We start from the raw sequence: 10362 nt of genomic DNA on the forward strand, positions 1-10362 counted from the left end.
AGGCTGCGGACCAGTCCTTGAATCGACCGCCCGAATTGCGAGCGCCGAGAGCGGCGGGCAAGTATCAGTCGATGCTGCCGAAGGCCGTCACGGGCACCGCCCAATAGACGAGCTTCGTTCCGGCGAACGCGCTCCTGAGCCGCTCCAGCAGCCGCTCGACATCCTTCTCCTGCAGCACGATCGAAACAGCGACCGCGTCGGCATGTCCCTTGACCTGCTCCGCGGGCGTCCGCAGCCGAACGCGTGCGCCATGCCCGGCGGCTTCCAGGGCCGTGAAGCCAGTGACCAGATCCGACTGCTCGTTGATGTAGTCGAACAGCTCCTCGCGCAGCTCGCGCGGCACGATCAGCGTCAGGCACGCTGCTTGAAAGGTCATGCCGCCTCCTTCTTCGCGGCGCCGTAGCGGCGGTACAGGATCGGCAGCAGGATGAGCGTCAGCAGAGTCGACGACAGCAGGCCGCCGATCACGACGATGGCCAGCGGCCGCTGGACCTCTGAGCCCGGCCCGGTGGCGAACAGCAGCGGGATCAGGCCCAGCGCGGTGATGCTCGCCGTCATCAGCACCGGACGCAGCCGGCGCCGCGCGCCTTCGACGACGATGCGCTGCTCGGACAATCCGTGGCTCCGCAGCTGATTGAAATGAGAGACCAGCACGACGCCGTTCAGCACCGCGATGCCGAGCAGCGCGATGAAGCCGACGGAGGCCGGAACCGAAAGATATTCTCCGGTCGAGACCAGCGCGAACACGCCGCCGATCAGAGCGAACGGAATGTTGACGAGCACCAGCAGCGCCTGACGCACGGAGCCGAAGGTGGTGAACAGCAGCACGAAGATCAGCCCGATCGCAACCGGCACCACGACGGAGAGCCGCGCGGCGGCGCGCTGCTGGTTCTCGAACTGACCGCCCCAGGTCAGCCGGTAGCCGGCCGGCAGTGGCAGCTCCGACGCGACCTTCTGCTGAGCGGCCTCGACGAATCCCACCATGTCGCGGCCCCGGACATTGCTGCGCACCACGCTCATGCGGTTGCCGTCCTCGCGGTCGATCTTGACCGGGCCGTCGACGCGCTGGATGCGCGCGACCTGCGACAGAGCGACGTGCTGTCCGGCGGCCACCGTCAGCGGCAGCATCGCCAGCAGGGTCGGCGCCTCGCGCGTGGTCTCGCTGCCGCGGACCAGGATCGGCGTCCGCCGTCCGTTTTCCAGCGCGGTGCCGATCATCCGACCTTCGATCTGCGTGCGCAGCGAGTTGGCGATCGAATCCACGGTGAGACCCAGGCGGCCGGCCTCCAGCCGGTTGACCGTGACCGTGTAGTATTGCGCGCCCTCGTTCAAGGTCGTGTAGACGTCCTCCGCGCCATCGATGCGCGACAGGATCGTCGAGAGCTTCGCTGCGATGTCGTTGAGCGTAGCGATATCGGGGCCGAATATCTTCACGGCGACGTCGCCGCGCACGCCGCTGATCATCTCCTGCACGCGCATGTCGATCGGCTGAGTGAAGCTCAGCGAGATGCCCGGAAAATCCGTCAGCACGTCGCGCAGCTTCTGCAGCAGCGCGTCCCGGCTTTCCGTCTGGCGCTGGTCGGCCGGCTTGAGCACCAGGAACGTATCGGTCTGGTTGGGCCCCATGGGATCCAGGCCGAGCTCGTCCGAGCCGGTGCGGGCGATGATCCCGGCAATGTCGGGGACCTTCATCAGCGCGGTCTGCAGCCGGGCATTGATGGCCAGGGATTCGTCGAGATTGACCGAGGGCAGCGTCTCGACGCTCACGATGACGTCGCCTTCGTCCATGGTCGGCATGAACGTCTTGCCGAGCTGGGTGTAGCCGTAGCCGGCCGCCGCGAGGCCGAGCAGCGCGACCACGATCACCTTGCGCTCGTTGTCGAGCGCCCAGCCGAGCGCGGGCGCGTAGAGGCGCTGGGCCGTGCGGATCAGCAGCGGATCCTCATGAGAGGCAGATGTCAACGCGAACGAGGTGGCGACCGGAAGCACCGTCAGCGCGAGCAGCAGGGAGGCCGCCAGGGCAAAGATGATCGCGAGCGCAACAGGAATGAAGAGCTTGCCTTCCAGCCCCTGCAGCGTCAGCAGCGGCACGAACACGATGATGATGATCAGGACGCCGGAGGCCACCGGCTGCAGCACCTCGCAGACCGAGCGGTAGACGATGTGGACCAGGGGCGTGGCCTTGCCGGACTCGTGCCGGCCGAGATTGCCGACGATGTTCTCGACCACGACCACGAGCGCATCGATCAGCATGCCGATCGCGATCGCAAGGCCGCCCAGGCTCATCAAATTGGCCGACATCCCGACGGCACGCATCACCAGCAGCGCGATCGCGATCGCGAGCGGCAGGCTGAGCGCGATGACCAGCGAGGCGCGCCAGTTGCCGAGGAACAGCAGCAGCAGCACCACGACCAGCACGGTGGCCTCGCCCAGCGCCCGCACCACCGTGCCGACGGCGCGGTTGACCAGCCGGCTGCGGTCGTAGAACACGTTGATGGTGACGCTCGACGGCAGTGACGGCTTCAGCTCTTCCAGCCGCGCGCGCACGTCGCGCACGAGCTGTCCGGCATTGGCGCCGCGCAGCCCCAGCACGAGCCCCTCGACCGTCTCGCCCTTGCCGTCGGTCGTGACCGCGCCATAGCGGGTCAGCGCGCCGATCCGCACCCGGGCCACGTCGCTGACGCGGATCGGGATGTTGTCCCGGGTGTCGACGACGATCGCCTTGATGTCGTCGATGCTGCGGATGCTGCCCTCGATGCGCACCAGCGCGCTGTCCTCGCCCTGGTTGACGCGGCCTGCGCCGTCATTGCGGCTGTTGGCTTCGATCGCCTTTCGGAACAGCTCATAGGAGATGCCGCGCGCCGCCAGCGCATCGTTGCGTGGCACGATCTCGAAGGCGCGGACAAACCCGCCCAGCGAATTGACGTCGGCAACGCCGGGCACGGTGCGCAGTGCCGGCCGGATCACCCAGTCGAGCAGGCTGCGCCGCTCGGCGAGCGACAGCTCCGGGCTCTCGATCGTGAACATGAACATCTCGCCGAGCGGGCTCGTGATCGGGGCGAGGCCGCCGCTGACGCCATCGGGAAAGTCGCGCGAGACGTTCGACAGCCGCTCCGAGACCTGGTTGCGCGCCCAGTAGATGTCGGTGCCGTCCTCGAAATCGACGGTGATGTCGGCGAGCGCGTATTTGGTGGTGGTACGCAGGATCTTCTTGTTGGGCAGGCCGAGCAGTTCGAGCTCGATCGGCACCGTGATGCGCTGCTCGACCTCCTCGGGCGTCAGCCCGGGCGCCTTCATGATGACCTTGACCTGGACCGGGGAGACGTCCGGGAAGGCGTCGATCGGCAGGCTCGGCAGGAACACGGCTGCGGCGCCGACCAGCAGCAGCACGCCGAGCATCACGAACAGCCGTTGCGACAGTGCAAAGGCGACCAGCCGCCGCAGCATCATTGACCCAGCCGCGAGAGAATGCCGCGCAGCGCCGAGATGCCGCCGATCGCCACCTCGTCCTTGTCGGAGACCGGCCCGGACACCACGACGTGGTCCTGGTCCTCCGCGAGCAGCGTGACAGGGACCTGCCGGAAACCGCCGTCGATCGCGACGAAGATCGAGGTCTGCTCGCCGCGCCGGACCAGGCCGCTATACGGGATCTCCCAGGCGCTCTCGCCGGCGGAGATGAAGCCGATGCGCGCCGCCGCGGTCTGTCCGGAATGCAGCTCGCCGGTGTTGGGGATCTCGGCGCGGACGAGGATCGTCTGGGTCGCCGCGTCGGTCGTCTCGGACACCAGGATGACGCGGCCCGGCGTCGCATAGCCCTCGATGTCGACCCGCGCGCCGGTCTTGATGGCGGCGATATTGGTGGCCGGGATCGCGATCTCGGCCCAGAGCGGCGACAGCCTGGCGAGCTTCACCAGCGGCGCGGCCTGCTCCATGCGCTGCCCCGGCGACACCATGATGTCGACCACGGAGGCCGCCTGCGGCGCGCTGACGGTCAGCGTCGCGCTGATCGCTGCTTCATCGGTCAGGCGCCCCATGCCCTTGTCCGAGAGGCCGCTGAGACGCAGCATCTGGCGCCGCTCGGCGACCAGGATGCTGGCCTGGCGCGCCTCGGCCTGGCTCGATTCCAGCACCCGCTGCGGGATCGCCTTGCCCTCGAACAGGTCGGAATTGCGCTTCAGCTGCTGCAGGGCGAGATCCTCCTGGGCCAGCGCATGAAGATACTCGCGCTGCAGCGACACATAGCTTGGGCTCTCGAGCGTCAGCAGCGGCTGCGCGACGCTGACGCGATCGCCGCGCGCGACCGCGAGGTTGGTGACCATGCCGGACACCGGTGCGCTGACCACCCATAATTGCGGCGTCGGGATCACGATCTGCGCGGGGTAGGGCAGCGTCGTGTCGTTCCGGCTCGAGACCGGATGCGTGACGCGGATGCCGAGGTTCTGCGCCTGCGCTGGCGTGAGCTTCACATCCTCGGCCGCCGCGGCGGATGACATCGCGGAGGCGGCGATCAGGAGCAGTGCGCCCGCCAAACGGCGGTGCGACAGGAGGCGGGCGGCAAGGAGGGGCGCGGGCATCGGTCGAGATGGTTTCCAGCTTCAACGACGTCATGAACTAGTTCAGGTCGCTCGCGCGATCGCTGAGCTGCATCAAGATGTGGGCTCGCGACCGCGAGCGCGCCACTGATGGACGAGGCAAGATGACTCGAAGCTGACGTGAGTTTGCGAGTAGGTCGCAATCTCAGAGCTGGTCGCGCCAGCGCGCGTCGGTCACCTCCTGCGGCTCCGGCGTGCCGAGCGCGGTCTGATCGTGGATGATCTCGCCGATGCTCGGCATCGCCGAGCGCGGCACCTGCGCCTCGGCCGACCACAGCTTCGAGCGCATGATCGCCTTGCCGCAGTGGAAGTAGATCTCCTGCACCTCGATCACGAGCACCGAGCGCGGCGGCTTGCCGAACTCCTGCAGCCTGGCCAGCAGCTCCGGCGAGGTCGACAGCGAGGCCGTGCCGCCAACGCGCAGGGTCTCGTTGATGCCGGGCACGAAGAAGATCAGCTGCACCTGGCCGGAGCCGTCGGAGACGTTGCGGAGCGTGTCGAGCCGGTTGTTGCCGGGGCGGTCCGGCAGCAGCAGGCGTCGGTCGCCGTCGATATGGACGAAGCCGGGATGGCCGCCGCGGGGGGAGGCATCGACGCTGCCCTCCGTGCCCGACGTCGCGATCACGCAGAACGGCGACATCGCAATGAACTTCCGGCTGTGGGCGTCGAGCGACGGCCGCACCTTTGCGATCACGCGCTCATTCGGCGGCGGATAGATCGCGGCGAGATCGGGATTGGTCGGGTCGCTCACGGTGCGCCTCCTGTCGGCGTCGTCTGCTCTAGGCCTTGCGCTGCCACGGCCAGTCGATCAGCCCCGCACTGTACAGCGCCCACCACACCAGCACCGGCTGAAACGCCAGGCGCGGGCCATGATACAGCCAGCTGCTGCCGAGAAAAGGCAGGTCGATGCCGTCGATCGCATGCTTGAAATTCGCCGGCCAGACGCAGATCGCATAGGCCGCGAGCCCGATCCCCGCCCAGCGCCGCAGCGGCCTCGTGACCAGCGCGACGGCGCCGGCGAGCTCGCACAGCCCGGTCAGCAAAATGACCTGCGGGGCGAACGGGACGAAGGAGGGCGTGATCCGCAGGAACGGCTCGGGGATCGCCAGATGCGCTGCGCCTGCGGCCACATAGAACAGCGCCATCACCCAGCGCATGACCGCGCGGGTCGTGTCGTCGCGCAAGCGCTCCGTCATGCACCGGTTCCAATGGCCGACCTCTCACACCGCATCGGCCGGCACGAAGCAGCTGATGATGATGTCGCCGCGGTGATGGACGTACCACACCACGGCCTCGCCGACCGGATTGCCGCGGTCGCGGATGATGGCGCGCTCCGGCACCGCCATCCAGCGTCCCTCGATCGGCACCCAATAGGTGCCGTTGCGCACGTCATAGGCGGTGCGGTGGCCGTCTGAGACGTCGCAGCAGGGCACGCCGTTCGGGGCGATCACGCTCTTGAACCAGGCGCGCACGTCAGGCGGCACGTTCTCGAACTGGCCGTTGTCGATGGCGCGCGCGACGGGGGCAGGGGCCAGGGACCCGAGCACCAGGGAGCCGAGCATCATGGTGGCCAGCACGATCCCGCGCATCTACGACTCCTTCTTGGGCCTACATGCCGCGCTGCGGCGCCGTGGCCAGCAGCTCGCGCAGCGCCTCGGCGTAGAACTTCGCACTGCCGGTGGTCAGATGGCCGCGCGTCTCGGCCGAGGCCGGGATCAGCAGCACCTTGCCGTCCTTGACGCGCTTCATCGCCTCCGCGGTCACGTTCGTCTCCGGCGGATTGCGCTCGTCATCGGCCGAGTTGATCAACAGCACGGTGGCCTTGATCTTGTCGAGATCGGCCGAGGGATTGTAGTCGTGCGAGGACTCCCACTGATAGAGGAAGTCGTTGGCATCGCTCGGGACCGGCTGGGCGAGTCGCTCATCGACCATCTTGTCGGCCTTGGCCGCCGTCGGAGCCGCGAGCTGATAGGCGATGGTGCCGCCTGCCGTCGCCGTGCCATAGGCCGCCACAGCATATTTCATCATGCGCGGCTGGGCCGTGTAGTTGCCGCCATTGTAGTCGGGATCGTTGCGGATCGTCTCCAGCATGATCCGGCGCAGCATCCAGTTGCGCGCCGCCATCTCGGTCGGCTGCGAGGCCATCGGCACCGCGATGTCCATGAAATCCGGATAGCGCGTCGCCCAGACCCAGCTGTGCATGCCGCCCATCGAGTTGCCGATGATCATCCGCACGTGCTTGATGCCCAGCCCCTCGGTCAGCAGCCGGTGCTGCGCGTCGACCATGTCGGCATAGTCATAGGCCGGAAATTTGGTCTTCAGCCCGTCGGACGGTTTTGACGATTTGCCGTGGCCGATGCTGTCGGGGATGATGATGTAGTACTTGGCGGCGTCGAGCGGCTGGTCCTTGCCGAACAACTCGCCGGCGAACGGCGCCACCAGCATGCTCGCGCCGGAGCCGCCGGTGCCGTGCAGCACCAGCACCGGCTGGCCGGTCGGCTCGCCGACGGTGGTGTAGTGCAGCTTCAGCTCCGGCATGGTCTCGCCGGTGTGGAACTTGAAATCCTTGAGAACGACGTCGCCCTGCTTCGGTGCGGGATAGTCCGCGGCGCGGGATGGCGCACTCAAGACCAGCAAGACGGCGACAGCGGCGGCAAACGGTCGAAGCATGTGTTTCCCCTGCAAATGCGCGGCTCTTTGCGACCGCGTCGCGCGCATGATAGCACGTGCGACGATCTGTTTCAGCACCGGATTGGCCCCGCCATGTGCCGCAACATCAAGACCCTGTTCAATTTCGAGCCGCCGGCCACCGAGGCGGAGATCCAGGCTTCTGCGCTGCAATTCGTGCGCAAGCTCTCCGGCTTCAATGCGCCGTCGCAGGCCAACGAGGCCGCCTTCGCACGTGCAGTCGAGGAGGTCGCCGACGCCGCGCGGCGGCTGCTGACCTCGCTGCAGACCCAGGCGCCGCCCAGGGACCGCGAGGTCGAGGCGGCCAAGGCACGCGAGCGCTCCGCGATCCGGTTCGGCAAGACCTGAGGCCGGCACGCTCCGCTGACCGGCAGGACATGCGGGCCTCAGAAGCCCAGATCGTCCTCGTCGTGTCCCTCGTCGCGTCCCTCGTCTTGGTCGTGCTTGCCGTGCTTCTTCTTCTTTTTCTTGTGCTTCTTCTTTTTCTTCTTGGGAACGTCGATCTCGTGCGGATCGTCGTCCTCGAACGCCTCTTCGAGCGCCTCGTCATGCTGGGTGGCGGCGAAGATGTCGCGCACGGCGATCAGCTGTGCATCGCGCTCATGCGCCTCGCGATCCCGGTTGCGCTTGTAGTCGTCATAAGCGGCGAAGATCTGCTCGAGCCAGGGCATCAGCTGATCGATCGTCGGCAGCGTGCCCGGCGGTCCCTGTTCGCCACGCGGACCTTGCGGCCCCTCGGGTCCGGGCTTGCCGGGCGGACCTTGCTCGCCGCGGGGGCCCTGTGGACCTGGCTTGCCTTGAAGGCCCGGCTTGCCCTGCGCACCGGGCTTGCCATCGGGGCCCGGCTTGCCGCGCTGACCATCGGGCCCGCGCCGCCCGGGCTGCCCTTGCGGGCCTCGTGGACCCACGGGGCCCTGCAGGCCGCGTCCGGCCGGATTCTTCGCCACTCCCACAACTCCGCTACAAACCTCTGATTCGCAGCGAAGCGTAACAGAGCGGCGATGATCGCAGCAATTGCAGGAGGGCTGCGAGGCCGACTGATCAACATCAATCGGCTTCGCATCCTGATGAGTTCCACGCGATGGGAGACCGCGTGGCCGCGATTGGGTCAGGCCGAATAGGCCGGCACCGCGATGCCGTCGGCCGTGTAGCTGCGGATCTTGTTCCGCAAGGTGCGCACGGGCATTCCGAGCAGCCGTGCGGCATGGGTGCGATTGCCGTTGCAGCGGGCCAGTGTCTGGACGATGAGCTCGCGCTCGATCTCCGACAGCGGCGTGCCGATCAACAGCGGCAGAACCTCCGCCGCAGACGGCGGCGGTGGCATGACGAGGGGTACGAGTGAGGGACTTGCGGCATCGGCTGACAACTCTTGCGACATAACTCCTCCCGATCAACGCCCGCGCCGCAACTCGAGACGGCGCGAAAACATCGAGACCAACTGAACATCCAGCCCGTAAACGACCGTGGTCCGACAAGGTTAACGGGGCCTTAACATCGGCCTGCGGGCGGCCTTTCGCGGCCAAATACCCCGAAATCGCCTTGGTTTCGCGCGGGTCTGGACGAATTTGGACGGAGGAGCGGGGCCCCTCCGTCCGGCGTCGATCGGCGAGGGCGGTCAGAACCTGCAATGGCCGTGGCGCAGCAGGTGCTCCTTCATCGCCAGCACCTCGATCAGGCTCGGCACCGACGTGCTGATCGACTGATAGTTCGCGGGCCACGGCCTGGTCGGCACGCCATTGTCCCACACCTGGCAGAAGCCGGTGTCGTTCCAGCGGATCAGATGGTAGGGCGACGCGCCGGCAGGGCTCGCGGCGGTCAGCGCGGCCGCGGCAATCGCGGCGGTGGCACACAACAGCGAAATGCGTTTCATCAGTAAGGCTCCTCAAATGACTTGCATGGATGATGCGCCGTCCTCGTGCCGCATGGCGCGCGGGCCGGCCGGACCGGGCCTTGCGCCCGGCGACCCCTTGGTGTCGACCTCCCGGGAACCGGTTCGATCGCGCGCCGTGCGCCGCAATGGCGGCATTTCGAACACACTGGCGGCGGCGCATGCACGCTGCCGCGCAAACGGCTAAATTCGGCCCGATCGATTCGCTTGGTGGGCACGATCGTGAGGCGTGGCCATCGAAATACCTTGAGTTCGCGCGCTCCCCATTCACCTCGCTGGAGACTTCGTCCATGAAAATTTCATCCTCGCTTCGCGGTCTGTTGGTGGCGCTCGTGGCCGCGACCGGCGCCATGCTGCCGGCCACGGCGCGCGCCGATGGCGGCTTCATCACGCTGACCATCTACAAGGCGGGATGGATCATCGGCGGCTCCGGCGGCAGCGGCGTGCTGAATTTCCACGGCCGCGCCTATCCGCTGTCGACCGGCGGCATCGACTACGGCCTCGTGTTCGGCGGCTCGCGCACCGTGCTGCGCGGCCGCGTCAGCAACATCTGGCGTCCGTCGGATGTCGAGGGCGTCTACGGCGCCGCCGGCGCCGGCCTCGCGGTGGGCCGCGGCGTGCGCGGCATCGTGCTGACCAACCAGAAGGGCGCCGTGCTGGAGCTCTCGGGCGAGCAGGTCGGCCTGCTGGCCAATGTCGACCTGTCGGGCCTGGCGATCACGATCAGGTAGTTGCGGTATCGCTGATCTCGCAACTAACAAGACTGTCGTCCCGGCCTCGAGCCGGGATCCATACGCCGCGGCGGCTGTGGCTGGGCGAGATCGATCGGGCATCGTGCCTCAAACTTCTCCCTGGGGTTCTGGGTCCCGGCTCAAGGCCGGGACGACAGCAAGGGCTTGGCTCGCACCTCCCCACCACACGGCCGCTAGACACGTCATCGCATTCCCGCGGCACGACGTGCCCGGGTGATGCCTCGATCATGTCCCTCTGAATGACGAGAGGGCGCGGAGAAGGCCGGGAGCCTGCCGCCCCCATGGCCCGCCTGCAGAAAAAAAGCAGGCGGCAGTCACCACAGGTTCGGCTGGGACATCCCGGCCTTCCCCGCGCGATTGGTTTGAACGGTGTCCTTCGTGCTCTCCCTGGGGATCGGCGTTCTTGCCCCCATCGCCCGCGCGAGCCGTCACAGCATCGCCC

General features: G+C 67.4%; 12 protein-coding genes. 2 read left to right on the forward strand and 10 right to left on the reverse strand.

Annotated features, from left to right (window positions below; all coding sequences use genetic code 11):
- Positions 1-64: 64 nt before the first annotated feature.
- The 7 genes from BRAS3809_RS25845 to BRAS3809_RS25875 all read right to left on the reverse strand — a co-directional run bounded on the left by BRAS3809_RS25845 (position 65) and on the right by BRAS3809_RS25875 (position 7262).
- Positions 65-376 carry a DUF3240 family protein gene (locus BRAS3809_RS25845; RefSeq protein WP_008964971.1) on the reverse strand — a complete coding sequence of 104 codons (312 nt, stop codon included), beginning with the start codon at positions 374-376 and terminating at the stop codon, positions 65-67.
- Positions 373-3450, reverse strand: a complete 3078-nt coding sequence (locus BRAS3809_RS25850) for an efflux RND transporter permease subunit (protein WP_008964972.1) — start codon at positions 3448-3450, stop codon at positions 373-375. Before BRAS3809_RS25850 ends, BRAS3809_RS25845 begins: the two co-directional genes overlap by 4 nt.
- Positions 3447-4574 carry an efflux RND transporter periplasmic adaptor subunit gene (locus tag BRAS3809_RS25855; RefSeq protein WP_008964973.1) on the reverse strand — a complete coding sequence of 376 codons (1128 nt, stop codon included), beginning with the start codon at positions 4572-4574 and terminating at the stop codon, positions 3447-3449. The genes BRAS3809_RS25850 and BRAS3809_RS25855 overlap by 4 nt, the downstream gene beginning before the upstream one ends.
- A gap of 163 nt (positions 4575-4737) precedes the next feature.
- A complete protein-coding gene (locus BRAS3809_RS25860) occupies positions 4738-5343 on the reverse strand; it encodes a pyridoxamine 5'-phosphate oxidase family protein (protein ID WP_008964974.1) in 606 nt (201 codons plus the stop codon).
- A gap of 28 nt (positions 5344-5371) precedes the next feature.
- Positions 5372-5788 (reverse strand): DoxX family protein, encoded by a 417-nt coding sequence (locus tag BRAS3809_RS25865; protein WP_008964975.1) that lies wholly within the window; start codon positions 5786-5788, stop codon positions 5372-5374.
- A gap of 24 nt (positions 5789-5812) precedes the next feature.
- Entirely contained in the window at positions 5813-6157 is a 345-nt protein-coding gene (locus BRAS3809_RS25870; RefSeq protein WP_240535768.1) for a hypothetical protein, read from the reverse strand.
- Between the two features lie 43 nt (positions 6158-6200).
- Positions 6201-7262, reverse strand: coding sequence for an alpha/beta fold hydrolase (locus tag BRAS3809_RS25875; protein ID WP_008964977.1), 1062 nt, complete (start codon positions 7260-7262; stop codon positions 6201-6203).
- A 93-nt stretch (positions 7263-7355) separates the two neighbouring features.
- Between BRAS3809_RS25875 and BRAS3809_RS25880 the strand changes: the two genes are divergently transcribed.
- Entirely contained in the window at positions 7356-7628 is a 273-nt protein-coding gene (locus tag BRAS3809_RS25880; protein ID WP_008964978.1) for a DUF2277 domain-containing protein, read from the forward strand.
- A gap of 38 nt (positions 7629-7666) precedes the next feature.
- Here the strand turns inward: BRAS3809_RS25880 and BRAS3809_RS25885 are convergent, their stop codons facing one another.
- The 3 genes from BRAS3809_RS25885 to BRAS3809_RS25895 all read right to left on the reverse strand — a co-directional run bounded on the left by BRAS3809_RS25885 (position 7667) and on the right by BRAS3809_RS25895 (position 9150).
- A complete protein-coding gene (locus BRAS3809_RS25885) occupies positions 7667-8227 on the reverse strand; it encodes a collagen-like protein (protein ID WP_008964979.1) in 561 nt (186 codons plus the stop codon).
- A gap of 161 nt (positions 8228-8388) precedes the next feature.
- Complete coding sequence (locus tag BRAS3809_RS25890; RefSeq protein WP_008964980.1) at positions 8389-8658, reverse strand: helix-turn-helix domain-containing protein; 270 nt, start codon at positions 8656-8658, stop codon at positions 8389-8391.
- 237 nt (positions 8659-8895) lie between these two features.
- Entirely contained in the window at positions 8896-9150 is a 255-nt protein-coding gene (locus BRAS3809_RS25895) for a hypothetical protein (RefSeq protein WP_008964981.1), read from the reverse strand.
- Positions 9151-9458: 308 nt separating this feature from the next.
- On the opposite strand from BRAS3809_RS25895, the gene BRAS3809_RS25900 reads away from it, so the two are divergent.
- Complete coding sequence (locus tag BRAS3809_RS25900; RefSeq protein WP_008964982.1) at positions 9459-9899, forward strand: hypothetical protein; 441 nt, start codon at positions 9459-9461, stop codon at positions 9897-9899.
- The last annotated feature ends 463 nt before the right edge of the window (positions 9900-10362 follow it).

Origin of the sequence: Bradyrhizobium sp. STM 3809 (assembly GCF_000239795.1) — a bacterium.
Lineage (GTDB): Bacteria > Pseudomonadota > Alphaproteobacteria > Rhizobiales > Xanthobacteraceae > Bradyrhizobium.

Bases quoted from the DNA above. Each gene is read 5' to 3' on its own strand.
- BRAS3809_RS25845 (WP_008964971.1), bottom strand. From the start codon at position 376: ATGACCTTTCAAGCAGCGTGCCTGACGCTGATCGTGCCGCGCGAGCTG.
- BRAS3809_RS25850 (WP_008964972.1), bottom strand. From the start codon at position 3,450: ATGATGCTGCGGCGGCTGGTCGCCTTTGCACTGTCGCAACGGCTGTTC.
- BRAS3809_RS25855 (WP_008964973.1), bottom strand. From the start codon at position 4,574: ATGCCCGCGCCCCTCCTTGCCGCCCGCCTCCTGTCGCACCGCCGTTTG.
- BRAS3809_RS25865 (WP_008964975.1), bottom strand. From the start codon at position 5,788: ATGACGGAGCGCTTGCGCGACGACACGACCCGCGCGGTCATGCGCTGG.
- BRAS3809_RS25870 (WP_240535768.1), bottom strand. From the start codon at position 6,157: ATGATGCTCGGCTCCCTGGTGCTCGGGTCCCTGGCCCCTGCCCCCGTC.
- BRAS3809_RS25875 (WP_008964977.1), bottom strand. From the start codon at position 7,262: ATGCTTCGACCGTTTGCCGCCGCTGTCGCCGTCTTGCTGGTCTTGAGT.
- BRAS3809_RS25880 (WP_008964978.1), top strand. From the start codon at position 7,356: ATGTGCCGCAACATCAAGACCCTGTTCAATTTCGAGCCGCCGGCCACC.
- BRAS3809_RS25890 (WP_008964980.1), bottom strand. From the start codon at position 8,658: ATGTCGCAAGAGTTGTCAGCCGATGCCGCAAGTCCCTCACTCGTACCC.
- BRAS3809_RS25895 (WP_008964981.1), bottom strand. From the start codon at position 9,150: ATGAAACGCATTTCGCTGTTGTGTGCCACCGCCGCGATTGCCGCGGCC.
- BRAS3809_RS25900 (WP_008964982.1), top strand. From the start codon at position 9,459: ATGAAAATTTCATCCTCGCTTCGCGGTCTGTTGGTGGCGCTCGTGGCC.